Source organism: Streptomyces sp. NPDC026659 (assembly GCF_040638245.1).
Lineage (GTDB): Bacteria > Actinomycetota > Actinomycetes > Streptomycetales > Streptomycetaceae > Streptomyces.
The window spans coordinates 353,877-378,783 of record NZ_JBEZXY010000007.1 but is presented as its reverse complement, the minus strand read 5'-3'; the positions used below and the strand labels follow the sequence as shown (position 1 = coordinate 378,783).

The 24,907-nt window shown below is 71.9% G+C and carries 26 protein-coding genes; 10 read left to right on the top strand and 16 right to left on the bottom strand.

The features are described 5' to 3' along the window. Nucleotides 1-60: 60 nt before the first annotated feature. The 4 genes from AB0E91_RS20175 to AB0E91_RS20160 all read right to left on the bottom strand — a co-directional run bounded on the left by AB0E91_RS20175 (nucleotide 61) and on the right by AB0E91_RS20160 (nucleotide 3,511). Nucleotides 61-1,197, bottom strand: coding sequence for a protein-L-isoaspartate(D-aspartate) O-methyltransferase (locus AB0E91_RS20175; protein ID WP_361783375.1), 1,137 nt, complete (start codon nucleotides 1,195-1,197; stop codon nucleotides 61-63). After that, complete coding sequence (gene tgmB / locus AB0E91_RS20170) at nucleotides 1,197-2,162, bottom strand: ATP-grasp ribosomal peptide maturase (RefSeq protein WP_361783372.1); 966 nt, start codon at nucleotides 2,160-2,162, stop codon at nucleotides 1,197-1,199. Before tgmB ends, AB0E91_RS20175 begins: the two co-directional genes overlap by 1 nt. Further along, nucleotides 2,162-2,458 (bottom strand): putative ATP-grasp-modified RiPP, encoded by a 297-nt coding sequence (tgmA, locus tag AB0E91_RS20165; protein ID WP_361783369.1) that lies wholly within the window; start codon nucleotides 2,456-2,458, stop codon nucleotides 2,162-2,164. Before tgmA ends, tgmB begins: the two co-directional genes overlap by 1 nt. A 660-nt stretch (nucleotides 2,459-3,118) precedes the next feature. Further along, entirely contained in the window at nucleotides 3,119-3,511 is a 393-nt protein-coding gene (locus AB0E91_RS20160; protein ID WP_361783366.1) for a hypothetical protein, read from the bottom strand. Between the two features lie 212 nt (nucleotides 3,512-3,723). Between AB0E91_RS20160 and AB0E91_RS20155 the strand changes: the two genes are divergently transcribed. Then, nucleotides 3,724-4,923, top strand: coding sequence for a helix-turn-helix transcriptional regulator (locus tag AB0E91_RS20155; protein ID WP_361783363.1), 1,200 nt, complete (start codon nucleotides 3,724-3,726; stop codon nucleotides 4,921-4,923). On the opposite strand, the gene AB0E91_RS20150 is transcribed toward AB0E91_RS20155, so the two are convergent. The 3 genes from AB0E91_RS20150 to AB0E91_RS20140 all read right to left on the bottom strand — a co-directional run bounded on the left by AB0E91_RS20150 (nucleotide 4,904) and on the right by AB0E91_RS20140 (nucleotide 7,074). Continuing rightward, complete coding sequence (locus tag AB0E91_RS20150) at nucleotides 4,904-5,566, bottom strand: HAD family hydrolase (protein ID WP_361783360.1); 663 nt, start codon at nucleotides 5,564-5,566, stop codon at nucleotides 4,904-4,906. The two genes, AB0E91_RS20155 and AB0E91_RS20150, sit on opposite strands and share 20 nt — an antisense overlap. A 97-nt stretch (nucleotides 5,567-5,663) precedes the next feature. Next, nucleotides 5,664-6,002 (bottom strand): hypothetical protein, encoded by a 339-nt coding sequence (locus tag AB0E91_RS20145; protein WP_361783357.1) that lies wholly within the window; start codon nucleotides 6,000-6,002, stop codon nucleotides 5,664-5,666. A gap of 166 nt (nucleotides 6,003-6,168) precedes the next feature. After that, complete coding sequence (locus AB0E91_RS20140) at nucleotides 6,169-7,074, bottom strand: 2-dehydropantoate 2-reductase (protein WP_361783354.1); 906 nt, start codon at nucleotides 7,072-7,074, stop codon at nucleotides 6,169-6,171. Nucleotides 7,075-7,213: 139 nt separating this feature from the next. On the opposite strand from AB0E91_RS20140, the gene AB0E91_RS20135 reads away from it, so the two are divergent. Continuing rightward, nucleotides 7,214-7,447 carry a DUF2277 domain-containing protein gene (locus AB0E91_RS20135; RefSeq protein WP_361783351.1) on the top strand — a complete coding sequence of 78 codons (234 nt, stop codon included), beginning with the start codon at nucleotides 7,214-7,216 and terminating at the stop codon, nucleotides 7,445-7,447. A gap of 173 nt (nucleotides 7,448-7,620) precedes the next feature. On the opposite strand, the gene AB0E91_RS20130 is transcribed toward AB0E91_RS20135, so the two are convergent. Further along, nucleotides 7,621-8,238, bottom strand: coding sequence for a VTT domain-containing protein (locus AB0E91_RS20130; protein ID WP_361783571.1), 618 nt, complete (start codon nucleotides 8,236-8,238; stop codon nucleotides 7,621-7,623). A gap of 312 nt (nucleotides 8,239-8,550) precedes the next feature. On the opposite strand from AB0E91_RS20130, the gene AB0E91_RS20125 reads away from it, so the two are divergent. Further along, on the top strand, nucleotides 8,551-9,087 hold the full coding sequence (locus AB0E91_RS20125) for a superoxide dismutase family protein (RefSeq protein WP_361783348.1): 537 nt from the start codon (nucleotides 8,551-8,553) through the stop codon (nucleotides 9,085-9,087). A gap of 252 nt (nucleotides 9,088-9,339) precedes the next feature. Here the strand turns inward: AB0E91_RS20125 and AB0E91_RS20120 are convergent, their stop codons facing one another. Together AB0E91_RS20120 and AB0E91_RS20115 are read right to left on the bottom strand one after the other, a co-directional pair. After that, nucleotides 9,340-9,801, bottom strand: coding sequence for a DoxX family protein (locus AB0E91_RS20120; RefSeq protein WP_361783345.1), 462 nt, complete (start codon nucleotides 9,799-9,801; stop codon nucleotides 9,340-9,342). Between the two features lie 299 nt (nucleotides 9,802-10,100). Next, a complete protein-coding gene (locus AB0E91_RS20115) occupies nucleotides 10,101-10,745 on the bottom strand; it encodes an HNH endonuclease family protein (RefSeq protein WP_361783568.1) in 645 nt (214 codons plus the stop codon). A gap of 418 nt (nucleotides 10,746-11,163) precedes the next feature. Between AB0E91_RS20115 and AB0E91_RS20110 the strand changes: the two genes are divergently transcribed. The 3 genes from AB0E91_RS20110 to AB0E91_RS20100 all read left to right on the top strand — a co-directional run bounded on the left by AB0E91_RS20110 (nucleotide 11,164) and on the right by AB0E91_RS20100 (nucleotide 13,694). Further along, entirely contained in the window at nucleotides 11,164-11,745 is a 582-nt protein-coding gene (locus tag AB0E91_RS20110) for a TMEM165/GDT1 family protein (RefSeq protein ID WP_361107516.1), read from the top strand. 320 nt (nucleotides 11,746-12,065) lie between these two features. Further along, nucleotides 12,066-12,734, top strand: coding sequence for an HAD-IA family hydrolase (locus AB0E91_RS20105; RefSeq protein ID WP_361783342.1), 669 nt, complete (start codon nucleotides 12,066-12,068; stop codon nucleotides 12,732-12,734). 240 nt (nucleotides 12,735-12,974) lie between these two features. Further along, nucleotides 12,975-13,694, top strand: coding sequence for a hypothetical protein (locus AB0E91_RS20100; protein ID WP_361783339.1), 720 nt, complete (start codon nucleotides 12,975-12,977; stop codon nucleotides 13,692-13,694). Between the two features lie 78 nt (nucleotides 13,695-13,772). On the opposite strand, the gene AB0E91_RS20095 is transcribed toward AB0E91_RS20100, so the two are convergent. Beyond that, the gene (locus AB0E91_RS20095; RefSeq protein WP_361783336.1) at nucleotides 13,773-14,060 is read right to left on the bottom strand and encodes a type II toxin-antitoxin system prevent-host-death family antitoxin; all 288 of its coding nucleotides are present in this window, start codon (nucleotides 14,058-14,060) and stop codon (nucleotides 13,773-13,775) included. Nucleotides 14,061-14,188: 128 nt separating this feature from the next. Here AB0E91_RS20095 and AB0E91_RS20090 point away from each other — a divergent pair, with 128 nt between their 5' ends. After that, complete coding sequence (locus AB0E91_RS20090; RefSeq protein WP_361783333.1) at nucleotides 14,189-16,228, top strand: MDR family MFS transporter; 2,040 nt, start codon at nucleotides 14,189-14,191, stop codon at nucleotides 16,226-16,228. 12 nt (nucleotides 16,229-16,240) lie between these two features. On the opposite strand, the gene AB0E91_RS20085 is transcribed toward AB0E91_RS20090, so the two are convergent. Beyond that, nucleotides 16,241-16,744, bottom strand: a complete 504-nt coding sequence (locus AB0E91_RS20085; protein WP_361783330.1) for a GNAT family N-acetyltransferase — start codon at nucleotides 16,742-16,744, stop codon at nucleotides 16,241-16,243. 58 nt (nucleotides 16,745-16,802) lie between these two features. Then, the gene (locus tag AB0E91_RS20080; RefSeq protein WP_361783327.1) at nucleotides 16,803-17,219 is read right to left on the bottom strand and encodes a DUF1992 domain-containing protein; all 417 of its coding nucleotides are present in this window, start codon (nucleotides 17,217-17,219) and stop codon (nucleotides 16,803-16,805) included. Between the two features lie 97 nt (nucleotides 17,220-17,316). Here AB0E91_RS20080 and AB0E91_RS20075 point away from each other — a divergent pair, with 97 nt between their 5' ends. Next, entirely contained in the window at nucleotides 17,317-17,709 is a 393-nt protein-coding gene (locus AB0E91_RS20075) for an FHA domain-containing protein (protein WP_161178470.1), read from the top strand. Nucleotides 17,710-17,812: 103 nt separating this feature from the next. Here AB0E91_RS20075 and AB0E91_RS20070 read toward each other — a convergent pair whose 3' ends face one another. Beyond that, entirely contained in the window at nucleotides 17,813-18,484 is a 672-nt protein-coding gene (locus tag AB0E91_RS20070; protein ID WP_361783324.1) for an O-methyltransferase, read from the bottom strand. A 165-nt stretch (nucleotides 18,485-18,649) separates the two neighbouring features. Beyond that, nucleotides 18,650-20,023: a glycine betaine/L-proline transporter ProP gene (gene proP, locus AB0E91_RS20065; RefSeq protein WP_361783321.1), complete on the bottom strand. Its 1,374-nt coding sequence runs from the start codon at nucleotides 20,021-20,023 to the stop codon at nucleotides 18,650-18,652. A 393-nt stretch (nucleotides 20,024-20,416) separates the two neighbouring features. Between proP and AB0E91_RS20060 the strand changes: the two genes are divergently transcribed. Together AB0E91_RS20060 and AB0E91_RS20055 are read left to right on the top strand one after the other, a co-directional pair. Then, nucleotides 20,417-22,480 carry a bifunctional glycosyltransferase 87/phosphatase PAP2 family protein gene (locus AB0E91_RS20060; protein ID WP_361783318.1) on the top strand — a complete coding sequence of 688 codons (2,064 nt, stop codon included), beginning with the start codon at nucleotides 20,417-20,419 and terminating at the stop codon, nucleotides 22,478-22,480. A gap of 12 nt (nucleotides 22,481-22,492) precedes the next feature. Further along, nucleotides 22,493-23,980 (top strand): hypothetical protein, encoded by a 1,488-nt coding sequence (locus tag AB0E91_RS20055; RefSeq protein ID WP_361783315.1) that lies wholly within the window; start codon nucleotides 22,493-22,495, stop codon nucleotides 23,978-23,980. Between the two features lie 230 nt (nucleotides 23,981-24,210). Here the strand turns inward: AB0E91_RS20055 and AB0E91_RS20050 are convergent, their stop codons facing one another. After that, a complete protein-coding gene (locus AB0E91_RS20050) occupies nucleotides 24,211-24,906 on the bottom strand; it encodes a YoaK family protein (RefSeq protein WP_361783312.1) in 696 nt (231 codons plus the stop codon). Nucleotide 24,907 lies beyond the last annotated feature (1 nt).

Below are 24,907 nucleotides of genomic sequence, written 5' to 3'. Positions count from 1 at the left end.
GCTCCCTTTCCAAGAGTCCGTTCCAGCCTGGCGGCTAGACGCGGTGTTCGGGAGCCCTGTTCAGAAAGTGGCCTTCCATTCGCCACGTCCCAGTGTGGTCCGGCCGTCGGGTGTGACGGTGACCTTCGCGCCGTACACCGGGAGTTCGCCGTGCTCCAGCCAGCGTCGGCGGATCTTGTCGAGGACGTCGTACAGGCGGCGCGGGCCGCCCTGGTGGACGGTCGCCGTGTGCTCGCCGGGGGCGGTGCGGGCGCGGGACCAGGAGCCGTCGGGGTGCAGCATCCAGGTCGTGCGGGCGCCGTCGTCGTCGGTGCCGTTGCGGTGTTCGATGCCGGGTGCGGTCAGGGAGAGCATGGACCACACCTCCCATGCCTGCATCACGTCCAGGACGGGGAAGGGTGACGTGGTGACCTCGCCGTCGTCGGTACACGCCGTGGTGAACAGGTCGTTGAGCGCGGGCGGGTAGTCGTCGTCGGTGCGGGTCGTCATGAATCCCGCGCGGTCCCATTCGACCTGCCCGGCCGCGCCGCCGTCGGGGGTCTTGTCGGCGGTGATGATCAGGCCGGTGCCCGCGATGGTGGTCACCAGGCGGCCGCCCGGCGCGAGGGCCTGGAGCCAGGTGGCGGGGATGCGGGGCATGGACACCATGGACACGATCCGGTCGAAGACGCCGGGGAGTTCGCCGTGGGCGTCGCCGGTGCGCACGTCCGGGTGCAGGCCGATGAAGTCGAGGCGGTCGGCGGCGGCTTCGGTGAGGTAGGGGTCGATGTCCAGGGTGGTCACCCGCTCGTCGCCGAGCAGGTGACAGGCGAGGGCGGCGCTGTATCCGGAGCCGGTGGCCAGGTCGAGCAGCCTGTTGCCCGGGGTGATGCGACCGTGTTCGAGCATCGAGACGACCAGGCCGGGCAGCGTGGACGACGACGTGGGGTGCCCGGTCACCAGGTGCCCGCCGGGGGTGTGGTCGGCGTGGACGGGTCCGACGCGGGTGACGAGCGTGGTGTCCGAGTACGTGGTCTTCAGCCACGTCTCCTCGTCGGCGGGGCCGTCCACGGTGGTCCAGCCGCCTCCGCCCGGCGTGTACCAGCGCGGGACGAAGACGTGGCGCGGGGTCGCGGTGACGGGCGCCCACCAGTGCGAGGAGGGATGGGTGGCTTCAGCTGCGAGGCCGGCGGCGTACGGCTTCCAGTCGAGGTGCATCAGCTGACTCCTTGCAGCTCGTCGGCGAGTGCCCGGACGATCGGCAGGCCGGTCTCGGCCTGGATCCAGTCCCACTGCCCACACGGGTTGACCTCCAGAAACGTCCACGCGCCGTCGGGGCCGACCACGAAGTCGGCCGCGCCGTACGTCAGTTTGAGCCGACACATGAGGCGGCCCATCCCTGCGGCCACGTCGCCGGGCACGGCGGTGATGGAGTAGCTGAGGGAACCGTAGTCGCTGCGCCAGTCCTCGTGGGAGGCGTCGCTGCCCGCGTGGATCGCGGCCGCGAACATCCGGCGCCCGACCACGGTCAGCCGGACTTCGTGCGCCTTCGGCACCCACGCCTGGAACAGGTGCGCGGTGGTGTCGACGCCGTCCAGGTCGGCGAGGTCGTCTGTGGTCAGCCGATGGGTGTAGACGGACTTGAGTTCTCCGTCCTCAATGAGGATGGGTGAGGCGACCGGCTTGCACACGATGTCGCCGTCCGCCCGGGCGGCGAAGTGGCGCACCGCCTCCGGGATGTTGGTGAGCAGCGTTGGCGGGACGGCCAGTCCACACGCGCGGGCGGCGGCGAGTTGTACGGGCTTGTACTCGGCGCGGGCCATGGCGGTGGGATGGTTCACCCAGCGGCACTCCAGCGCCGACAGGACCCCGCCGAGACCTGCGCGTGCCTGGGCGGCGGCAAACCTCTCCTCCGGGCCGGACATGTTCTTAGGGAACCGGAACGCCCCGGGGGCGCGGTAGTAGACCGCGCCGACCCGGGACAGGTCCACCGTCCGGTGCTCGGTGGAGAGTTCGCCCGTCCACCCAGTTGACTGGTCGATCCGCGCGGCCAGGGCGAGCTGCTGCGGGAAGTCGGCGGTGTCCATGCGGAACACCTCGACACCCCGCCCGGTCAGCTCTGTGACGATGCGGTCCGTGGGCCAGTCGTCGTCGGCCGCGATGATCAGGACGGGCGCGCTCATCAGTCCTTCGCCCCCTCGTCCAGCGGCGGCGGGTTCTTGACGTTGCCGTCCGGCACGGTCGGCGTGTGCGTGTTCGCCATGCAGGTCAACAGGCCCCCGTCGTAAGACAGGTTGACCTGCCGGTCACGGTCGTAGACGTGCTCAGGTACGCGGATGGCGTTGGCCGAGTCGGGGACGCGCGCGAACCGGAGTGCCCACGGGCGGGTCTTCGGACCGGACGGCGTCTCCTGGCTGTGCGGGATGCGTCCTCCGGGCGGTGTGAGCGGGAACGCCTCGCGGTCGAGGGCGGTGGTCACATGCTTCTCCCATCGGGTTGGTGGTGCATGGGTGTGGGACGACCTGGCACGGAGCGGCGGCTCTGCCGCGGTGGATGCTTCGGGCGATGCGCGCTGCGCCGGGGGCTGCGCTCTGCACCTCCCGATCAGTTAGGTCGCGTTCCGGGGACGGTCCGCCTACGGATAGGCGAACGACATGGGTCCCGGCAGACGTAGATGGTGGCGGAGGCACCGGTCCCGGTCTCCACGGAGATGACCTTGGGGGCGCCCTGAATTCGGGTGCCGCAGTGGTGGCAGATCATTGACAGCTGTTCCCCTCCATGCGGCAGGCGCGCTTGTACAAGTTGTGCAGGCCGTATCCGACTACGCATTCCTTCGACTCGCCGCCGCTGCACGTGGGACATCCGGGATAGTGATCGAGATACGCACGGCGGGCCCGGACGACGAGACACGGCCAGCAACTCTGCGGAAAGCATCGTGTCCCGTCGCCGTTCACCGGCTCCCCGAGATGAACGGCGCTCCCGAGCGTCAGCCTGCCCCCACCCCATACGCACACCCGTCCGGCGACCTGGTCCTTCGGAAGGCGGCCGAGTTCCGGGAGGCTGAGGTAGGGAACCAGTTCGGGCGGGAAATCCGTCGGGGGGCGCGCACTTGTGATCCCCTCGCGGCTTACCGGGGCGGTCATCCGGCCTGCTCCAGCGCCTGTCGGTCGCTCGCGGCGACAATCGCGAAAGCCAGGAGGGAGGGGGCGGTGAACCAATAGTCCGGGCCCGGGCGGATTCGCCAGTACGGACCGGGCCCCTCCATCCGGAGCGTGGGTGGGATCACTACTGACGCGCCCAGACCGAGCGAGCGAGTGCCGTCGACGTCCCAGGTCCGGGATGTGCCGGCGGGGGTGAAGAAGTAGAGGACTCCGCCGGAGGTGAGTGGATCTTCGAGTACGGCGCCACAGTGGGCGCCCAGGATGCCCATGACGGTGAGACTGAGGGGCCGCGACATGCGGATCGCGTCCCAGTCGTGCCCGGCATCGAGAAGGCTGGCTCCCGCTGTGGCCGGTAAGCGCGGGGTCGGCATGGAAGGCTCCTTGTCGCAACTGTTGATCTGCGAGTCAAGGGTGGCCCTGCTGTCCCTGTTTACCGAGGACTTTCAGCGGCCTTTCTGGTGCGGAAAAGCGGGCTTTTCATACGGCTTATGGGTGATGGCTGGTCAGCAGGAGGGCTCGTGAGGACACTTGTTGCGGAGACTACGGCTATGGAGGTGGGCACGTGGGGACAGGGAACGCCAGGTTGCGTGCGGCACGGATCGCCGCCGGCTACCGGTCGCAGCAGGAGCTTGCCGACGCCCTCGGTGTGGGGGTACGCCAGGTCCGCCGATGGGAATCCGCGACGCCGCCGTGGCCGCAGCCCGAACAAGAGCGGGCGCTCACGCGCGTATTGGGGCAGGACTTGGAAGCACTGGGCTTCACGCCTTCAGACGGTGTCACCGCCGATCGCGTACGGCGTACCGTGCTCGTCGCGCCTGCAACAGCCGTAGGGCTGGCCGCAGTGCCCACGCAGGCGGTCGCCGTCCAACCGGCGACCGCGGCCGTCGACTTCGAGGCCGTGACCCAGTCACACCGGCGGCTTTACTGGTCGGTCGCGCCGTCCACCCTCCATCCGGCGGCGTTCGCGCACGCTGGGCTGGGCTGTGCCCTGCTCCCCGAGACCGCCGGTCAGACGCGCGCGCGGATCGCAGCAGCCCTGGCGGAGACTTGGCTGCTTGCCGCCCGGATCGAGTTCTTCGACCTGCGGGAGCCCGAGCGTGCCGGGCACACGCTCTTGCGCGCGCTTCAAGCGGCGGGTGAGGCCGACGATCCTCTGCTGGGCGCCGCTGTTCTCGCTCACACCGCGTTCGCTCCCGCCTGGGCAGGTGACCGCGACGCGGCCGTCGAGCGGATGGTGGCCGCGCGAACCTACGCCCGGCGCGGGCCTGCCTCCGCCGAACTGCTCGCGTGGCTGGACGCCGTCGAGGCGGAGTGCGAGACCCGCTGTGGCAACACACGAACGGCACTGCATTTGATCGGACACGCGGAGGACGTTCTCGCCCGTGGAAGCGAGCATCCGAGCCCACAGTGGCTGGACTGGTTCAGCGCCGTACGGCTGGCTGCCTTCAAGGGAAACACCCAGCTCAAGGCCGGTCACCTTCCGCAGGCGCGGACCACCCTGCTTGGTGTCCTGGGCGCGCTCGATCCTTCCGAGGAGAAGCAGGCCACCGTCGTCCTCGGCGACCTGGCCGCGGTCGAGGCCTCGGCAGGTAACCCAGAGGCCGCGTGTGAGTACGCGATCCGCGCACTGGATCAACTGGAGCGGACCTGGTACGCGACGGGCATGGAGCGAGTCCGCGATGTACGACGGACGCTCGCGCCGCACCAGAACGAACGGTGCGTGCGTGATCTGGACGACCGGCTGTACGGATGGACGACGACAGTCAGCGCGCTCGCTCGTTGAAGTGGCGGATCAGGCCGGAGAGTTCGAGGAGGCTCTCCAGCCTGAAAGTAGGGGTCTTCGTCGCTTCCTTGCTGTGCCACTGGACGGTGGCCCAGGGGCCGCGTCGTACGAGCGCGGTGTGCAGGCCGGCGGCCGCGGCGGGGCGGATGTCGTTGTCGAGGCGGTCGCCCACGTAGAGCATCTCGTGGGGCTCGGCGGGGACGATTTGCGCGACGCGCTCGAAGAAGGCGGGGTCGGGCTTGCTCGCGCCCCAGTCGTCGCTGGTGCCGATGAGGTCGACATCGGCGGCGAACAGTTCGCGCAGGAGGCGGCCGGCCCGGGTGGTCTGGTTCCCGGCGATGCCCAGCCACAGGCCGTCCGCGCGGAGCGTGGCGAGCGTGTCCCGGACATCGGGGTAGAGGTCCTCCTCGCCGAACGCCTCGGGCTGCCCGGCCGCCGCACGGGCCTCGCGCTGTTCGGCGAGGTCGAAGCCGGGCTGGAACTCCTGGAAGGTCTCTCGGTAGTCGCGGCCCTGTGCGATGACGGCGCCGAACATGGCGGCGAAGGTGTGCCGGGGTACTCCGAGCCAGTCGGCCCAGGTGCCGTACTCCGTCGTCTCGTCCACGAGGCACTCGCCCACGTCGAAGATCACAGCGCGAATCATGGGGGCAGCGTATCCAGCGGCCGTCGTCCGGTGGAGGGGATTCGCGGGGTGGGAGGGAAGTGCTGCGGGCCCCACCCCGCGAACTTCCGCCCGCCCATCAGGCAGGCGGCTGCTCCTCCTCCGCGTGCTTCAGCTTCGAGCGTGCGTCCACCCGGTCCGCCGGGGATATCTCGGACCAGAACCGGTGGCCGGTGACGAAGACCGCGAGTTCGTGTTCGCGGCGGCGGAGTTTCTCCACCTCGGCCTGTTCGTCGGGTGTCCAGCCGGGGGAGGCCGGGCGCTCGATCCTGCGCCAGCCGGTGGCGTCGCTGAAGCCGTCCAACGGCTCCACCGACCAGGGGAGCCGCTTGAGCAGGGCCGACAGCTCGGCCCGGACCTGGTGCAGCTCCGCCTGCCCGGCGAGGAGGTCACTGGGGAATTCGGGGGTCGTAGCCACGCGGCAATGGTACGCCTGTTCGAATTCGTACGGCGCGTTCCTGAGGCCGGTTCAGTCGAACGAGCGTTCCTTGGGGGTGGTGAGTTGACGGACCACGGCCCCCACCAGCCCCGCGACCCTGCCCCCCCCCGGCTTCCTCAGGGCCCGCCGCGCCGCCCCGGTTCCCTCAGTGCCCCGCCGCCCGCAACTCCTCCACCACCCGCGCGGCCACCGGCACCGCCACGCCCCGCGTCTCCGCCGCCCGCAGCAGCGCGCCGCCGATCGCGTCCAGCTCCAGCGGCCGGCCCTCCTCCGCGTCCCGCTGCATCGAGGACTTCGTACCGGGCAGGAAGGAGCCGTACCGCGCGAGCAGTTGAGCCGCGTCCGTCGGGGCGCCGCACGCCCGGCCGACGGCCGCCGTCTCCGCGACCAGCGCCTCCAGTTCCGTACGGTGCCGGTCGAGCACCACGTCCAGCGGGGCGGCGTGTCGCGTGGTGAGCAGGGCGAACGGGGCGAGGAAGGCCAGCTTCGTCCACAGCGTCGCCGTCTCGTCCCCGGTCACCCGGGCCGTCACGCCCGAGGCGGTGAGCGCGGCCGCGAGGGCGTCGAGACGGTCGCGGGGTGCCGTCGCGCTCGCGAGGTCCACCTCCACGAACGGGCTGCCCTGTGCGATCACCACCGGGTCCGCCGAGACCCGCGTCGACTCCACCCGGATCGCCGCCGGGGCCACGTGGCCGGAGCCGTAACGGGCGCGCAGGGCTGCCGGGTGCTCGACGCCGTTCAAGAACGGTACGAGGAGGGCGTCGCCCAGCGCCTGAGCCGGGACGCGGGACAGGGCGGCGTCCAGGCCCGTCTGCTTGACGGCGATCAGACAGGCGTCGACCGGCTCGCGAAGCTCGGTGTCCGCCTCCACGGGCGCGGTGAACTCCCCGAACTGGCGGCTGCGGACCTGGATTCCGTCCTTGCGCAGCGACTCCGCCGTGCTCGCGCGCGCCAGGCAGATGACCCGGTGTCCGGAGCGGGACAGCAGCGCGGCGAGCAGTCCGCCGACTCCGCCGGGACCGAGTACGGCAACAGTGGGCTTGATCGTCATGAGGTTGACTCCTGTCAGGGGTCGGCCCCGGGTATCGGTGGCCGCCGTGGGGTGATCATGACATGGGGGCGCGGGGGAGGGGAGGGGCCGCATACCCGTCCGTACGGCGAACCCCGGGCCGCCGCGCCACACTTGACCCATGTGCCGGAGTATCAAAACGCTGCGCCCGCCCGTCCTGCCCGGTGAGGCCACCGAGGACGACATCCACGCCGCCGCGCTGCAGTACGTACGGAAGATCTCGGGTTTCCGTGCGCCCGCCGCGCACAACCGCGAGGCGTTCGACCGTGCGGTCGCGGCCGTCGCCGAGGCCACCGCCGAACTGCTGGACAGCCTGGAGGTACGGGGACAGAAGAAGCCGCCCGCCTCGGACTGAGCACCGGGAACCGGCCCCGGCCCCGGCCCCGCGCACGGCAGTGGCGCCTCGGGTCTCAGACCTTCCCCGGGGCCCGGCCGCAGCGGCGCCGCGCGGGCAACCGGTCCGGCGAAGGAAGTCTCAGCCCTGCCGCGAGGCCCTGCCGTCCTGCCCCAAGGCCCCGCCGCCCGGCCTCACCCCGCCGCCGGGCGCCGCCGCATCAGATACGCCGCCCCCGACCCCGCCGCGCACAGCGCCGCCACCGACACCCCAGTCGCCAGCCAGGTCGCGCCCAGCCAGCGGGCGCCGTAGTAGCCGAGGGCCACGCTGTAGGCCGCCCAGGACAGGCCCGCGAGGGCGGACCAGGGGAGGAAGTCGCGGGCGCGGCGGTGGGCGGCGCCCGCGCAGAAGGAGACGACCGAGCGGCCCGCCGGGGCGAACCGCGCCAGCACCACCAGCGCGCCGCCGCCCCGTGCGAGGGCCTCCCCGAGACGTTCCTGCGCGCTGGTCAGGCGCCGGGAGCGGGCGATGGCGCGGTCGAGGCGTTCGCCGCCGCGCCAGGCCAGGCGGTACGCGGCCAGGTCGCCCGCGACCGAGGCGACGGCGGCGCAGACGATCAGCGCGACGGTGTCGGGCACGTCGTGCGGCACGCCGCCCGCCGCCGCGCCCGTACCCGCCGCGGCCGCCGTGGCCGCCGTGATGACCAGCACTCCGCTGGGCAGTACGGGTACGAAGACGTCGAGCAGAACCGACACGGCCACCATGGCGTAGATCCAGGGACCGCCCGCCAGTGACCCCACGCTCTCCAGCACCACGACTCCCTCGCTCCCCCGACGTCGGCCATACAGCGTACGCCTGACGGAGTGACGGATGGTTCACAAGAGGATCAAGGGAACGACACGACATGTTCACGGTGGCGCTCCGCTGGTGTCGCGGTGGGCGGCGGGGGGTAGGCGTCACGGACACCGGGTGTGTCGGCCGCACCACCGCACAGGTATCCCCCCCCGTCACCCGCCCGGCGCGCCCACCGCGCCGCCCCTGCTCCCGTGCCGTACCAAAAGGGAGAGGCCCGCGCGGCGGAAGCGCCGTGCTGCCGAGGGCCGGGAGAAGGCGAGGTGTGCGAGATGGTGGGAGCTGCTCTGTGGGCGGGGGCCGCGGCCGTGGTGGTGCTGGCGGCCGCCCCCGCCGTCGCCGACGGGTACACCGTCGACGCGGAGGGGCGGTTCGCGCCGCCGACTGCCTTCGTGCCGTCGGCGGCGGTGACGTACGACCAGGCGCTCGTGCCGGCGGCCGGGACGATTCGGGTGCGGCAGTTGGCGGGGCCGGGGGCGGCCACGACCGTCGAGTTGCGGGTGAGCGGGCTGAAGCCGGGCCGTACGTACGGTGCTTACGTCCATCAGCGTGCCTGCGGTTCCACCGGGGCCGACGCGGGTGAGCGGTACCGGAACGACGCGGCTGCCGGGTCGACCGCCGCCAACGAGGTCCGGCTCGGGTTCAACACCGACGCCCGGGGCGCGGGTGCGGCGAGCGTGCGGCACGGCTGGGGGTTCCGGCGGGGCGAGGCCGCCTCCGTCGTGATCCAGGACCGCCCCGGCACGGTGGGCGTCCGGCGCGTCGCCTGCTTCACCGTGCCGTTCGGCTGGGTCACCGGGATGTCGTGACAGCCACCGCGCTGCCCTGCCGTTCATCTTCCGCTCGGCCCGGCCGGAAGCGGGTACTGGCCCAACTCCTTGGGTCGTAACAGGCGTTCGCCGGGCAGTGTGCGGTACGCGGTGGGCGGTACCGCGCGGCGAGGCCGTCCGGCGACGCGCGTGCCCCGGCGGGATCAAGTCCCGGCCGGGGCAAGCTCGTTCAGGGGCGCGTTCGTTCAGAGGCACGCTCGTTCATGGGCGCGTTCGCTCAGGGACGCGGCCTCACGCGGCCACCGCCGCCTCCTCCGCGGCAGGTTCCGTCGCCGTCGTCGTCGCCGTACGGCGGGGCAGCAGGTCCTCGGTGGCGAAGGCGCCCGAGCCGGTGAAGACGAGGAGGAAGAAGGACCAGCAGAAGAGGACGGAGAGTTCGCCGCCGTTCTGGATGGGCCAGAAGGCGTTCTGCTGGTGGACGTCGAAGTAGGCGTACGCCATCGAGCCGGAGGCGATCAGCGCGGCGCCCCGGGTGCCGAGGCCGAGCAGGACGAGGGCGCCCGCGACGAGCTGGATGACGGCCGCGTACCAGCCGGGCCAGCTGCCGGCCGGGACCGTGCCGCCCTGGGTGCCGACGGCGCCGCCGAGGACGCCGAAGAGCGAGGCCGCGCCGTGCACGGCGAACAGCAGGCCGACGACGCCGCGGAAGAGCCCGAGGGCGTAGGGCTGGGCGGCGTTGAGCCGAGCGGACATGGGGGGTTCTCCTCTTCGGTTTACGGCGCGCCCGCGCGTCCGGCGACGGTGCCGGGCGGGGGCCGCCGGGCCGGTGGTGTGGGGGCGGCGGGTACCGAACGAGGGGAAGGTTAGGTGAACCTAATTTGTGCTTGCAAGTTCAACATTCGGCCATGGTCACGTCGTGTCATGTGCTCGACATAAGGGGCGGGTGGGTCTGGGTGTTTCTGGGCGGGAATGGCGGCGGCCCGCCCTCGCGGGCGGGCCGTCGGTGTGTCCTGATTCCGTCGCCGGGCCGCGCCGATGGCCCGGCGAGGTCGTCAGCAGCCGGAGAGGTAGCTCGTCAGCGCGCTCTTCTCGGCGGAGTCGACCGAGAGGTTGTAGTAGTACTTCACCTGCACCCAGGCGCGGACGTAGGTGCAGCGGTACGAGGTCAGGGACGGCATCCAGGTCGCCGGGTCCTGGTCGCCCTTGGACTGGTTGACGTTGTCGGTGACGGCGAGGAGCTGCGGGCGGGTCACGTCGTTGGCGAACGACTGGCGCTGCGCGGTGGTCCACTGGCTCGCGCCCGAGTCCCACGCCTCGGCGAGCGGCACCAGGTGGTCGATGTCCACGTCCGAGGCCGCGCTCCAGGTCGCGCCGTCGTACGGGGAGTACCAGCTGCCGCTGGTGGAGACGCACGCGGAGTCGGTGGTCACGTTCGTACCGTCCCGCTTCAGGATGTACTCGCGCGTGTTGCAGGTGCCGCTGATGGTGATCCAGGTCGGGAAGAGGTCCCGGTTGTAGCCGGTGCGGTTCTCGGTGGCCACGGTCAGCTGGGAGAGGTAGCTGCGGGCGGTCGCGCCGCTGACCGGGGTCGGCAGGGCGGCGGAGGCGGTGGGGGAGTTGAACAGCGCGGCGGAGGCGAGCAGGCCGGTGGCGGCCGCGAGCGTGGCCAGCCGTCGACGCGCGTAGAACCGAGGCATACGGGGCATACGGAACATCTGAACTCCCTTGTGGGGTGAGGGTTTTGGGGGTCCGGACCGGGGTGTGACGGACGTGCGCGAGGGAATGCTCGCGGTGCGGTGTTGCTGTGGGGTGAGCGCTCGGTTAGAAGCTAATGACGCGGTCATGACAGAACAAGATTGCCGACCGAACTTTCACGTCACGTACGATGGACGGTGCAGAAGGGGAGTAGCTCTTCGCCGGACCGTCGACATACTGCTCAGCCAGCCTGAGCCGGCGCCCGGAGGCGGGTCCCTGGTGGGACCGCCCAGCGAGACCTTCGGCAAGCAGTGCACGCCTGTGCCTTGTGGCACGGGTGTCCGTGTGTGCTGCCGTGCCGAGGTCTCCCTTGTGAGGTGCAGCCATCTCGGCGGGGCAGTCCCGACCGATTGAGGAACCTTGATCAGCATCACCGTGACGGCGCTCGTCTTCGGCGTCATCTTCCTCGCCGAACTGCCCGACAAGACCGCGCTCGCCGGTCTCGTCCTCGGTGCCCGCTACCGCGCCTCGTACGTCTTCGTCGGCGTCGCCGCCGCCTTCACCCTGCATGTCGTCATGGCCGTCGCGGCCGGCAGTGTGCTGACGCTGCTGCCGCAACAGATCGTCCATGCCCTCACCGGTGTCCTCTTCCTCGGCGGGGCCGCCGTGCTGCTGCTGAAGAAGGACGAGGGCGAGGAGGAGATCAAGAAGCCCGCCGACCAGTCCTTCTGGAAGGTCGCGGGCACCGGCTTCATGCTCATCCTCGTCGCCGAGTTCGGCGACCTCACCCAGATCATGACCGCCAACCTCGCCGCCCGTTACGACGACCCGCTCTCGGTCGGCCTCGGCGCGGTGCTGGGGCTGTGGGCGGTGGCCGGGCTCGGCATCGTGGGCGGCAAGGCGCTGATGAAGCGGGTGCCGCTGCGGTTGATCACGCAGATTGCCGCGCTGCTGATGGTGGGGCTGGGTGTTTGGAGTCTGTACGAGGCGATCGCGGGTTGATGCCTGGTGGGGTGAGGTGAGGTGGGGTGGGGGGAGTAGGGCGGCGGGGCGGGGTCCGGGTGGATGGGCCCTGCCGCCCGGCCGCCCTGCCGCCCTGCTGTCCTGTCGCTCTGTCGCCCTGCGGCCTCGCCGCGTCCCCGGGGGCGAACGCGGGCGAACGCGCGGTGAACGCTTCTGCGGGGCGGTGGCGGGATGTGGGCGCAGTTTTGTACCGTGGAGGAACAAAGTGGCTCCCGCCCGCATCCCCTGACCGGTGGGCGGGGCCGCCTTGTCCCTCTCGGGCCCCCTTCGACCGGGGCCCCGCGTCTTTGGAGCTGCCGATGCCGGTCACCACCACGCCCGTCGTCCTCAACGCCCGCGCCCTCCTGCTCGACATGGACGGCACCCTCGTCAACTCCGACGCCGTGGTCGAGCGCATCTGGCGGCGCTGGGCCGCGGAGCACGGGCTGGACGGCGACGCGACCATGAAGGTCGTCCACGGCAGGCAGGGCCACGCCTCCATGGCACTCCTCCTGCCCGACCGTCCCCGCGAGGAGAACCTCGCGGACAACGCCCGCATGCTCGCCGAGGAGACCGCCGACATGGACGGCGTGATCGAGGTCCCCGGCGCGGCCGTCTTCCTCGACGCCCTGCGCGATCTCCCGCACGCGCTCGTCACCTCTGCCGACGTCGCCCTTTCCACGGCCCGCATGGCCGCGGCCGGGCTTCCCCTCCCCGACCTCCGCATCACCGCGGAGTCCGTCGGCGCGAGCAAGCCGGACCCGGAGGGTTTTCTCAAGGCGGCGGCGGCTTTGGGCATCGACCCCTCCGACTGTGTGGTCTTCGAGGACTCCGGCGCCGGAATCGCGGCTGGTCGCGCCGCTGGGATGCGAGTGGTGGGCATCGGCGAGCGGGCCGGGCAGCACGGGCCGGACGTGGCGGTGCCTGACCTCACCTCGGTGAAGGTGGAGGCGTCTGCGGACGGTGGGATTCGACTGACGGTGGGGTGACGGGGGGGTTCTGGACGGGGGTCTGTGGAACTCGTCGCTCGGTGACGCGTATCGCGGTCGGCGTCTCGACGAGGCGTCGGACGTCGGCCGCGTCGGCCGCGTCGGCTGCGTCAAGAGGATGGAGCACCGCTCTCCTGAAGCGGGTGTCGCAGGTGTACGGCCACTGGCCCCCGGGGTGGTCCGGTCGCGCGGTAGACGCCCTGTTAACCTGCAGCGTTTTGATCATGTTGAGGGGGAGACGTGGTGCGCACTGCCGTTGTCATCCGGTTCGCGGCCGGCATCCTGGCCGTGGCGTCCGCCGCGGCCTGTACGAGTAGCGCCCAGCCCGTCGCCGCGAGCAAGGCCAAGATCGTTCGGCCGATGTCCGCGGCACAGTTGCGTACGCATCTGCTGCCCGCTGTCCTGCCGAAAGGCTGGACCTCCCAGGCCGATCCGGCCGATCCGGGGCCGGGCAGTGCCGCGAACAGCGAAGCCGGCTGCGCTTTCCCGGGCGGCGGAGACCTGGCGGATGCGGGAGCCACGGCCGCGGTGGCGTCCGCGACGGCCTCGTTCAGCGGGGGACACAGCGCCGGAGGCGGGGTCATGGCCGGTGGGGAGACTCTGTATTCGTTCTCCGGAGACGGCGCCGCCCAAGCGATGCGCCGCATACGGCAGCTGGCGGCCGAGTGCGCGAAGGTGGTCACATCCGCAAGCGATTCGCCCGGCTCCACGGCGCGGTTCGCAGCCCTCTCCGGGCCCCGCCTGGGCGACGACAGCATCCGGGTACGGGCCACCATGATCTGGAGCAACCGCCCCCGGGAGGTCCAGTACAACGATGCGCTGGTCGTGCGCGAGGGCAGCACCCTCATCGTTCTCCGGTGCGTCGTAGCGACTCGGGCCGAGGCGGACACGCTCCTGTCGTTCATCCCCGAAGCCGTCGCGCAGGTGCGCTCGCAGCACCCCGCACCGGTGGACGCGTAGGTCGGCCTTCGCGAGCCGGGCGATGGCGGCAGCGGTCGTGAAGTCACCGCTGCCGCCGCATGATGCCGGTCGTCGGGGTCACGTACGCCGTGCGGTTGCCGTGGCCCAGGGCTCGTTCAGGTAGAGGTCCGCCATCGCGTCCTGGTCGGCACGGAAGGCGTCGAGCTCGACGCCCGGGGCGGTCCGGGACGTCGTGGCGAACCTTTCGCGGGAGACGAAACGACGGCGCCGACGGAGCGGGACGAGCTCGCCGATCGGATGGCCGTCGCGGGTGACGGTGAACGACTGGCCCTCCTGCAGGGCGTCCAGGATCTCTCGAGAACGGTTGCGCAGATCCCGCTGGGTGATTTCGGGCTGAACGCTCATACCGGCCAGGTTAGGGCCGTGCGCCAGCGCCTGCCGCCCGCCCCCGCCCCACCCCTCGACAGGCCGTAACCGCCCCCACCCCCGACCATGGAAGGTGGGTATTCGAGTCCGGGAGTCCGGGAGGTCATATGGCCCTGGATACGCACGGTGCGGTGCGGGACGTGCGGGGTGGTGGGCATGTGGGGGCGAACGTGCTCGTGTCCATCGGGGCGCTGCTGCTCGGGTTGTTGCTGGCGGCGTTGGATCAGACGATCGTGGCGACGGCGTTGCCGACGATCGTCAGTGAGCTGGGCGGGCTCGAGCATCTGTCCTGGGTGGTGACCGCCTATCTGCTGGCGGCCACGGCGGCGACGCCGTTGTGGGGGAAGCTGGGGGACCAGTACGGGCGGAAGCGGCTGTATCAGCTGGCCATCGTCATCTTTCTGGTCGGGTCCGCGCTGTGCGGGATGGCGCAGAACATGGGGGAGCTGATCGGGTTCCGGGCGTTGCAGGGGCTCGGGGGCGGTGGGCTGATGGTGTTGTCCATGGCGATCGTGGGGGACATCGTGCCGCCGCGGGAGCGGGGGAAGTACCAGGGGCTCTTCGGGGCCGTCTTCGGGGCGACCAGTGTGCTGGGGCCGCTGCTCGGGGGGCTGTTCACCGAGCAGCTGAGCTGGCGGTGGGTGTTCTACGTCAATCTGCCGCTCGGGATCGTCGCCCTCGCCGTGATCGCCGCCGCGCTGCACATCCCGCGCCGTACGTCGCGGCACCGGATCGACTACCTCGGTACGTTCCTCATCGCCGCCGTCGCCACCTGTCTGGTGCTGGTGGCCTCGCTCGGCGGTACGACCTGGCCGTGGGCCTCGGGGCAGATCATCGGGCTCGCGGTGCTCGGCGTGGTCCTCGCCGTCGTGTTCGTCGGGGTGGAGCGGCGGGCCGCCGAGCCCGTGCTGCCGCTGAAGCTGTTCCGCATCCGGACCTTCAGCCTGTCGGCCGTGATCAGCTTCATCATGGGGTTCGCGATGTTCGGCGCGATGACCTATCTGCCGACGTTCCTCCAGGTCGTGCACGGCATCTCGCCCACCATGTCGGGCGTGCACATGCTGCCGATGGTGATCGGGCTGCTGCTGACCTCGACCATGTCCGGGCAGATCGTCAGCCGGACCGGCCGCTGGAAGATGTTCCCCGTGGCCGGTACGGCCGTCACCGCGATCGGGCTGCTCCTGCTGCACCGGCTGGACGAGCACAGCTCGACCGCCGAGATGAGCCTCTACTTCTTCGTCTTCGGTCTCGGGCTCGGTCTCGTGCTCCAGGTGCTCATCCTCATCGTGCAGAACGCGGTCTCCTACGAGGACCTCGGCGTCGCCACCTCCGGCGCGACCTTCTTCCGCTCCATCGGCGCCTCCTTCGGCGTCGCCATCTTCGGCACCGTCTTCTCCAGCCGCCTCGGCGACAAGCTGGCCGACGCCTTCCAGGGCGTACGGCTGCCGCCCGGGGTCTCGCTCGGCGGCCTGGAGGCGGACCCGCGCGGCATCGGCGCGCTGCCCGCCGCGCTGCGGCCGCCCGCGCTGCACGCGTTCTCCTCCGCGATCACCGACGTGTTCCTCTACGCCGCCCCCGTGGCGGCGGTCGGCTTCGTGCTCGCCTGGTTCCTCAAGGAGGACCGGCTGCGCGGCTCGGTCACCGCGCCGGACGCCTCCGAGACGATCCCGCCCAACCCTGTCCAGCGCTCGTCCTACGACGAGGTGTGCCGCGCGCTGTCCCTGCTCGGCACGCGGGAGGGGCGCCGGGAGGTGTACGAGGACATCACCGCGCGGGCCGGGTACGACCTGCTGCCCGCGGCGAGCTGGCTGCTGCTGCGCATCCGGCGGTACGGGTCGGTGGAGCCGTACGTGCTCGCCGAGCGCAGTCCGGTGCCGTTGCAGACGGTGCTCGCCGCCGAGCGGCAGGTGGAGGAGCGGCGGCTGGTCGACCGGCAGGGGCTGGATCTCACGCTCACCGAGGCCGGGCGGGTGGCGGCGGAACGGCTCGCCGCCGCGCGTGAGGATTCGCTGTCCGAGCTGCTCGGGGACTGGTGGAAGCCGGGACGGTCCACCGATCTCACGAAGCTGGTCAAGGAGTTGACGTCCGAGATGTGCGGGGCGACGAGCGAGCGGCCGCACAACGGGTCGGTCAGGAGGACGAGTTGATCTCTTCGGTGGTCAACAGGTGGTCAACAGGTCTTTCCTGAACCAGTGTTCGGCGTAGACGTCGGTGTTGTGCGGGGCGGTCTCGGTGTAGCCGAGGCGGGCGTACAGGGCGCGGGCCTCGGTCAAGTCGCCTCTGGTGTCCAGGATCAGGTGATGGGCGCCCAGGTCGCGGGCCGCCGACTCGGCTGCGGTGACGAGGAGTTGGGCCGCGCCCCGGCCGCGCAGGTGTGCGTGCACGAACACCCGGGTGAGTTCGGCGGTTCGGGGGTCGAGGAGCCGTACGCCTGCCGAGCCCGCGGGTTCACCGTCGTACCGGGCGATCAGCAACTGGCCGTTCGGTGGGGTGAGTTCGGCGCCGGAGCGGGAGGCGATCCCACGTTCCAGTTCGGCGGGGTCGGTGCGGTGGCCTCGGTGCAGCAGATACCAGCGGTCGCTGACCTCGGTGTAGTACGCCCGCCAGAGGGCGGTGGCGGCGGGGGAGTCGTACGGCTCCGGGGTGATGGTCCACGTCGTCATGGCGGGTATGCCAGCGGAGGGCGGCGGGGGCGCGCAAGCGGTTATCGGGCGCCGGGGGTCAGCGGCCGGTGTCCTGCTCGCGGCGTCGGTGCCACTCCCGTACGACCTCTTCCACGTCGTACGGCTTCTTGCCGAGCGGCGGGCCGGGCGGGGGACGGAACATCATGGCGCGGATCTTGACGTTGACGTCGGTGACGATCCGGCGGGCGGTGGCCTCGGAGGGGGCCGCGTACGCCGCCTCCAGCGCGTCCTCGGCCTCCTTGCGCAGGGCGAGGGCCGGGGGCAGGGCGGTCAGTCCCTCGCGGGCCATCTTCCGTTTGATCCACCACAGGTCGTCGTACGAGGAGTCGAGACCGGCGGGAAGGGGTTCACCCGCGCCCGGGAGGCGGTCGAACTCGCCGCGTCGCTGAGCGGCGGCGATCTGGTGGTCCACCCAGGACTCGAACGGCACGGCCGGTGGCTTTCGCTCGGTCATGAGGCCATTGTGCCGGACGCGGCAGGGCCGGGCGTTCTATCATGCGGCGGCGGTGTGCGGCGACCGGCGTACGCACCGGACGTAGGGGGAAACGCGCGTGCTCGAACTCACCATGGCTTCCGTCTCCAGGGAGGAAGCGGGCGCCACGGCCGGCATGGTCATGGCGGAGGCACCCAGCGAGCCGGGTGCCGTGCTGCGGGTGGGCCGGGACGCGGCGGTGTGCCGGCTGGTCACACCGGAGGACTGGCTGTTCGTCTCCCGCGTCCACCTCGAGTTCCTCTGCGGCCCCGACGGCGTCTGGCAGGTCACCTGGCTCCGCGGCTCCCAGCCCGACCCCTCCTCCGAGGTCCGCCTCACCATCGGCGACTACGCCCAGACCCTCCCCTACGGCGGCACCGTCCGCCTCCCGCACGGCACGGGCGGCGAACTGGTCGTCCAGGACCGGACGGCGCCGCGGAGCGTGAACGTGGGCTTCTATCACGAGGCGTGATCCACGACGGCACGACGCCATGACGGCATGACCGTAAGGCCGTACGACCGCACGACCGCACGCCCCCCGACCGCTCGGCCCCCGGGGCCGAGCCCCGGGCCGCCTACCCCAGCACCCGCGCCAGCGCGAACCCGTCGTACCCCTTCGGCCCCACCGTCTGCAGGGCCGTGCCCGTCAGGCGGGGGTGGGTGGCGATGAGGTCGATGGTGGCCCGGGTGCCGAGGATGTCGGGGTCGGTGGTGGTGGGGTCGGACACCTGGCCCTGGCGGACCACGTTGTCGATGACGATGAGGCTGCCGGCCCGGGAGAGGCGGAGGGCCCACTCCACGTAGTGGGGGGTGTTGGCCTTGTCGGCGTCGATGAAGACCAGGTCGAAGGGGGGCGGGTTCTCGTCGGCCAGGTGGGGGAGGGAGTCCAGGGCCGGGCCGGTGCGGACCTCGACGATGCCGTCCAGCTCGGCGCGGGCGATGTTGCGGGTGGCGATCTCGGCGTGTTTGGGGTTGTACTCCAGGGTGATCAGCCGGCCGTCGGAGGGCAGGGCGCGGGCCAGCCAGATCGTGCTGTACCCGCCCAGGGTGCCGATCTCCAGGACCGTACGGGCGCCCTGGATCTGGGCGAGGAGCTGGAGGAGCTTGCCCTGGGTGGGGGTGACGGCGATGGGTGGCAGTCCGGCCGCGTCGCTGTCGCGCAGGGCCGCGCGCAGTACGTCGTCGTCCGCCGCCAGCCGACTGGTGAAGTAGCGTTCCACGTCGTCCCACACCTGCGAGTCGCCCATGCGCCTGCCGTCCTTCCCGAGTGTCCGCTCAAGCCCTTCAGGCCAAGTCTCCCCGGGAACGGTGCGAAAACGGCGAAGTGGGCGCGGGGAACCTTGTGATCGGTTTCCCGCACCCACCCCGGGCGCCCACGGCTCACGCCGGGCCGCCGGTGACCAGCCGATGGATCAGACCCGCTCCACCGACGGCGGCGACCCCGGCAGCGGACGGCCCGCGGACTCGCTCATCCGCCACACCGCGAAACCGCCGATGACGGCGGCCGCCATCATGTAGTACGCGGGCATCATCAGGTTGCCGGTCGCGCCGATCAGCGCCGTGACCACCAGCGGGGTCGTACCGCCGAACAGCGACACGGAGACGTTGAAGCCGATGGACAGCGAGCCGTAGCGCACCTTGGTCGGGAAGAGCGCCGGGAGAGCGGCGGGCATGGCCGCGGTGAAGCAGACCAGCAGCAGGCCGAGCGCGCCCATGCCGAGGGCGACGGCGAGCAGGCTGCCCTGGCGGATCAGCAGGACCGCCGGGATCGACAGGAACAGGAAGCCCGCGCAGCCCGCGGCGATGACCGGACGGCGGCCGACCCGGTCGGTCAGGGCACCGGCGAACGGCTGGACGATCATCATCAGCGCCATGACACCGAGCACGACCAGCAGACCGTGCGTCTCGTCGTACTTCAGCTCACTGGTGAGGAAGCTCGGCATGTACGACAGCAGCATGTAGTCGGTGACGTTGAAGACCAGCACCAGGCCCATGCACAGCAGCAGCGACTTCCACTGGCCCGTGACCATGTCGCGCAGCGGGACCTTCGGGCGGGCGGCCTCGGCCTTCTCGACCTGGGCGGCGAAGGCCGGGGTCTCCTCCAGGCGCATCCGCAGGTAGAGGCCGATGATGCCCATCGGACCGGCGATCAGGAACGGGATGCGCCAGCCCCAGGAGAGCAGGTCGGCCGAGGAGAGCAGGGCCGTCATCAGCGTGACCAGGCCCGCGCCGCCGATGTAGCCGGCCAGCGTGCCGAACTCGAGCCAGCTGCCGAAGAAGCCGCGCTTCTTGTCGGGGGCGTACTCGGCGATGAAGGTGGAGGCACCCGCGTACTCACCGCCGGTGGAGAAGCCCTGCACCAGGCGGGCCGCCAGCAGGAGCAGCGGCGCGCCGACGCCGATCGTGGCGTACGACGGGATCAGGCCGATGGCGAAGGTGCCCGCCGCCATCATGATCATCGTGACGGCGAGGACCTTCTGGCGGCCGACGCGGTCGCCCAGCGGTCCGAAGACCATGCCGCCGAGCGGCCGGACCAGGAAGGCCGCGGCGAAGGCGCCGAAGGTGGAAAGCAGTTGCGCGGTCGGGTTGCCCGAGGGGAAGAAGACCTTGCCCAGGGTGACCGCGATGTAGCTGTAGACACCGAAGTCGAACCATTCCATCGCGTTGCCGAGCGCGGCCGCCTTCACGGCGCGCTTGACGAGCGCGGGGTCGGTGACCGTGACGTTCCGGGCCTTGGAGGTCCGGCGGGTCTGCGGGCGGGGACTGACAGCAGTGGCGGTCGCCAAAACGGGGCTCGCCTACCTTTCGACGGGAACAGGACAGGCCCGGACGAACGGCGGCGACGCTGTGCACCGGGCAGAAAAGCGACGATAGGAGGACTTCGGCCCCTTACGTCCTGTGCACAAGTCATTGCATAGAGCACGTAAACCTTGTGTACGCAGGGACGTCTGCCCGCAAAGCCGCAGGTGATCCCGGCCCGAACTGTGATCCTTATCGCTCGATCAGGGCGCAACCGCACCCTTCCCGGACTATCGTCATCCGGATAAAACGGGGTCGGGACGGCAGGTGGAGCGGGGGTTGCCCGCGTCCTGCCCCGAGGGGGCCGTGAGCGCATAGTGTTCGCGGGGGAACTCTCGGGCACTGGCGCCCGGGGTGACGGGGCGGGAGGCCGACGGGGCGTGGTGAATGTGGAGCACAGCGGACGACCGGCGGACGCCCTCGGCCCGGCGGACGGGCCCGGAGCGCGGCTGCGCGCGGCCCGGCTCGCGCTGTGGGCGGTGGCGGCGATCCTCGCGGTACGGCAGATGACGGCCGTCCTCACCAGCCCGAGCGGCAAACGCCTCACCGACCTGGAGACCTGGGTCGGACCGCAGGGCGTCCTCCACGTCAACGGGTCGCTCTACGACTCGACCCGCTTCACCGGCACCCCCTTCGCGGGCCTCGTCCTCAAGCCCCTCACCCGTGCGGCGGAGGACGCCCTCGGCTGGGGCTGGACCTTCGGCACCCTGCTCCTTGTCGTCGCGCTCGGCCTGGTCGCGGCCCGCGCGCTGCCCCAGCCGGTGAGCCGCCGTACGGCGCTGCTCGCCGCCCCGGTCGCCATCAGTCTGCTGATGCTCTCGCTGCCGGTGCGCAACACGCTCTGGCTCGGCCAGACCAGCGTCATCCCGGTCCTGCTGGTCCTGCTCGGCTGCCTCGCCGTGCGCGACGAACGCGCGAGCGGGCTGCTCGTCGGTCTCGCCGCCGCGCTCCAGCCGACCGTGCTGCTCTTCGTGCCGCTGCTGTGGTTCACCGGGCGCCGCCGGGCCGCGGTGAGCACCGGGATCACCTTCGCCGGAGGCACCGCGCTCGCCTGGGCCGCGATGCCGCACGACTCGTACACCTACTGGGTCCACCATGTGGCCGGGGCCGGGCTCGGCGGCGAGGCCGACGGGCTCGCCAACCAGTCCCTGCACGGCGCCCTGCTCCGCCTCGGCCTCACCGGCCCGCTGGAGATCGCGCTCTTCCTGCTGCTCGGCGCCGCCGTCGCCGTCCTCGCGCTGCGCCGCGCCGTCCGCTACGCCCGCGACGGACAGCTCCTGCTCGCCGTCGCCGTCACCGGTTGCGCGGCGGTCGCCGTGTCCCCGACCAGCTGGCAGCACCAGTTGCTGTGGCTGCTGCTCGCGGTCGTCGGGCGGGTCGGCACGCGGGCCGCCGACCGTACTGTCTGGCCGGTCGCGGTGGTCCTCGTCACCATCCTCCCGGCGAAGATGATGCTGCCGAACACGCCGGTGCTCTTCCCGCTGCGCGACAACCTCGTCCTGCTCGCGGCCCTCGCCGCCGCCGTGGCCGTGCCCTTCCTGCCGTGCTGCTCCCCTTATTACGCGGCTCCCGTGCCCACCGACTACGCCCGGCAGCTCCCGGCCCGCTGGCGGCACGTACCGCTGCTGCCCTTCCTGCGCCGCTCGCTCACCCGCCCCAACCTGCTCCTGGAGCTGCTGCTCATCCGCGTCACCTACGCCGCCTACCAGCAGGTACGGCTCGCGGCGACCGGCGGCAGCAACGAACTCGCGCGGGCGACCGCCGAGCACCACGGGCGGATCATCCTCGACACCGAGCGGTTCCTGCACCTCGACATCGAGCACGCCGTCAACCACGCGGTCGTGCGGGTCGGCTGGCTGCGGAACTTCCTCGACTTCTACTACGAGTCCTTCCACTTCGTCCTCCCGCTGACCGTCCTCGCCGTCCTCTACTGGCGCCGCCCGGTCGACTACCGCTGGGCCCGCACCTCCCTCGGCTTCGCCACCCTGCTCGCCCTCATCGGCTTCTGGCTCTTCCCGCTGGCCCCGCCGCGCCTGATGCCGGGGCTCGGCTTCGTCGACACCGTGCACGGCGTGCAGGATCTCGCCCACCCGGACTACGGCGCGATGACCGCGATCACCAACCAGTACGCGGCGATGCCCTCGCTGCACTTCGGCTGGTCCCTGTGGTGCGGGGTGGTCATCGCGATCCTGGCCCCGCGCTGGTGGATGAAGGCGCTGGGTCTCCTCCACCCCCTCTTCACGGTCACCGCGATCGTCGCCACCGCCAACCACTGGGTGCTGGACGCGGTGGGCGGCGCGATCGTGGTGGGCGGCGGGTTCGCGCTCGGCTATCTGCTGATCGGGCCGCGCGGGGTGCTGGCCTCGACGCCCGCCGGGGGTGTGGGGCGGCCGCCGGGGCAACGGAAGGCCCCGGACCAGGAACGGTCCCTCACGACGAGCTGACCGGGGGACCGGGTGACCAGCCAGTTACCGATACGGGAGCGGGCGGCGGACCGCCCGCCCGCTCCCACCCCGGAGCGCGGCGCGTGCCGCCCGCTCACCACCGCCCCCCTGGTCCTGCCCGCGCTCACCGCACTGCTCCTCGGGCTGTGGGGGCTCACCCGGCAGGGCAGCCTGTGGCGGGACGAGTCGGTGACCTGGCAGGTCGCCCACCGTCCGCTCGACGACCTCGTCGCACTGCTCGGCCGGATAGACGCCGTGCACGGGCTCTACTACCTCCTCATGCACGGCGTCTTCGCCCTCTGGGACGGCGGCCTGGTCGCGCTGCGCCTCCCCTCGGTCCTGGCCACCGCGCTCGCCGCCGCCGGGGTGGGCGCGCTGGGCGCCCGGCTGGCGGGACGCCGGGCCGGTGTCCTCGCGGGCGTCCTCTTCACCCTGCTCCCGGCGACCCAGCAGTACGCCCAGGAAGGCCGCTCCTACGCCCTGGTCACCGCCGGGGTCGTCTGGGGCACGTATTTCTTCCGGCGCGGGAGGTGGCCGGCGTACGGCGTCGTCCTCTGTCTGTCCTGCTGGCTGCACGAGTTCGCGGCCCTGGCCCTCGTGGCCCACGGGCTCACCCTGGTGTGGCTGCGGGTGCCGCGCGGTACCTGGCTGCGCTGGGGTACGGCGGCGGGCGCGGCGCTGGCCGGTGTGCTCCCGCTGGCGGTGCTCAGCGCGGGGCAGGCGGAACAGCAACTGGGCTGGCTGGGTCGGCCGGGCGCGGCGATGTGGCTCCAGTTCGCGGGGGTCTCGGCGCTGGGGGTGCTGCTGTGCCGTCTCACGCGCCGTGCCGCACAGGGGCGGGCCGTCTCCGCGTTCGCGCTGCCGCTGCTGATAGCCCCGCCGGGGCTGCTGATGACGGCCTCGCTGCTCAAGCCCTGGTACGTGGACCGGTACGTCCTCTACTCCCTCGCGGGTCTCGCGCTGCTCGGCGGCCTGGGTCTCGACCGGGTGCTGACGGGCGCGGGGCGGCTGACCCCGCGCGTGCGGGTGCCGCTCGCCTGCCTCACGGCCGTCGCCGTGACCGCCGCCTGGCTGCCCGCCTCCCTGGCGGTCCGCACGCCGCAGAGCCGGAAGGACGACACGGCGGCGATCGCCCACGCCGTCGCCCGGCACGCCCGGCCGGGCGACGCGGTGCTGTTCCTGCCCGCGCGGCGCCGGGAGTGGCTGATGTCCTACCCCGCGCTCTACGCCCGCCTCGACGACATCGCCCTCGCCCGCACCCCGGCCGCCTCCCGCACCCTCCAGGGCACGGAGCTGCCTCCCGGCACGGTCCGGGACCGCTTGCTGTCGGCGGACAGGGTGATAGCCCTGACGGACTCCGAGGGGCAGCCGCTGGACCCCTTCGAGCGGGAGGTGGTCAAGCGGCGCACGCTGGCGGAGGGGTTCCGGGAGTGTGCGCGGGAGCGGGTGTGGGGCGGGCAGGTGGTGGTGTATGTGCGGGGCGGGGGGTGCGGGGGCTGACGGGTGGCTGCCGCTGCCGGTGGCGGGTGGCGGGTGGCGGGGCGAGGCGTTGTGGCCGGGTGAGTCCGGCGCGTGGGCGGGCGGGGTGGCGGCCGGGGGCCCTGGGGCGATGCGATGTGCCCAGGGCGGGTCTGCCGTGTGAGCGGGTGCCGTAGCGGTCGGGGCGGCTCCTGAGGTGCGGGCGCTGGTCAGGCGCGGTCGACGCCACTGCCGCCGATCCGCCGGAGGCATCAGTCCCGGTCCGACGCCGCCACCGCCAGGCCGCCGGAGGCCACCGCCGCCACGAGGAGGGGTGGGCCCAGGCCGTAGTGGAGGACCAGCCAGGCGCCGAGGCAGGCGCCCGCGAACATGGCGATCACGGCGGCCGCGCGGCGGGGGGAGCGGCGGGGCGGGGCCGTGGCGTCGCCGAGGCGGGAGTCGGAGGCGAGGCCGGTCAGGGTCATGGTGAGGACCGTGGTGGTGAGGTCGGGGATGCCCAGTTTGCGGACGGTGGCGTTGCGCAGGCCCATCGCGAGGGCGGTGAGGGCGATCAGCGCGTAGCGGGTGCCGGGGGTGTCCGGCCAGGCGAAGGCGAGGGCCGCCGAGGCGCCGACCAGCAGCGCCTCCACCACCAGCGTCAGCCGGGTCCGGGCGCGCCGGGCCTGTTCGCCGAGGCGGTTCGTCAGCCTGCCTCCGGCCGCCGCGCCGATCAGGAAGCAGACCAGTGACGTGGTGATGTGGGGCACGGAGAAGCCGGGCGCGCCGACGGCGGCGAAGCCGAGGACGACCACGTTGCCGGTCATGTTGGCGGTGAAGACCCGGCCGAGGCCCAGATAGCCGACCGCGTCGATCAGCCCGCTCACCACGGTCAGCAGCAGAAGCACGACCGTGAGCCGCATCCCGCGCGGTCGCGGCAGCGGTGTCGAACCGGTCGTGGGCGTCGCCATC

Excerpts from the sequence above, each read along its gene's own strand:
- AB0E91_RS20175 (WP_361783375.1), bottom strand. The coding sequence starts at position 1,197 with ATGCACCTCGACTGGAAGCCGTACGCCGCCGGCCTCGCAGCTGAAGCC.
- tgmB (WP_361783372.1), bottom strand. The coding sequence starts at position 2,162 with ATGAGCGCGCCCGTCCTGATCATCGCGGCCGACGACGACTGGCCCACG.
- AB0E91_RS20160 (WP_361783366.1), bottom strand. The coding sequence starts at position 3,511 with ATGCCGACCCCGCGCTTACCGGCCACAGCGGGAGCCAGCCTTCTCGAT.
- AB0E91_RS20150 (WP_361783360.1), bottom strand. The coding sequence starts at position 5,566 with ATGATTCGCGCTGTGATCTTCGACGTGGGCGAGTGCCTCGTGGACGAG.
- AB0E91_RS20140 (WP_361783354.1), bottom strand. The coding sequence starts at position 7,074 with ATGACGATCAAGCCCACTGTTGCCGTACTCGGTCCCGGCGGAGTCGGC.
- AB0E91_RS20135 (WP_361783351.1), top strand. The coding sequence starts at position 7,214 with ATGTGCCGGAGTATCAAAACGCTGCGCCCGCCCGTCCTGCCCGGTGAG.
- AB0E91_RS20125 (WP_361783348.1), top strand. The coding sequence starts at position 8,551 with ATGGTGGGAGCTGCTCTGTGGGCGGGGGCCGCGGCCGTGGTGGTGCTG.
- AB0E91_RS20120 (WP_361783345.1), bottom strand. The coding sequence starts at position 9,801 with ATGTCCGCTCGGCTCAACGCCGCCCAGCCCTACGCCCTCGGGCTCTTC.
- AB0E91_RS20115 (WP_361783568.1), bottom strand. The coding sequence starts at position 10,745 with ATGCCTCGGTTCTACGCGCGTCGACGGCTGGCCACGCTCGCGGCCGCC.
- AB0E91_RS20105 (WP_361783342.1), top strand. The coding sequence starts at position 12,066 with ATGCCGGTCACCACCACGCCCGTCGTCCTCAACGCCCGCGCCCTCCTG.
- AB0E91_RS20095 (WP_361783336.1), bottom strand. The coding sequence starts at position 14,060 with ATGAGCGTTCAGCCCGAAATCACCCAGCGGGATCTGCGCAACCGTTCT.
- AB0E91_RS20090 (WP_361783333.1), top strand. The coding sequence starts at position 14,189 with ATGGCCCTGGATACGCACGGTGCGGTGCGGGACGTGCGGGGTGGTGGG.
- AB0E91_RS20085 (WP_361783330.1), bottom strand. The coding sequence starts at position 16,744 with ATGACGACGTGGACCATCACCCCGGAGCCGTACGACTCCCCCGCCGCC.
- AB0E91_RS20080 (WP_361783327.1), bottom strand. The coding sequence starts at position 17,219 with ATGACCGAGCGAAAGCCACCGGCCGTGCCGTTCGAGTCCTGGGTGGAC.
- AB0E91_RS20070 (WP_361783324.1), bottom strand. The coding sequence starts at position 18,484 with ATGGGCGACTCGCAGGTGTGGGACGACGTGGAACGCTACTTCACCAGT.
- AB0E91_RS20050 (WP_361783312.1), bottom strand. The coding sequence starts at position 24,906 with ATGGCGACGCCCACGACCGGTTCGACACCGCTGCCGCGACCGCGCGGG.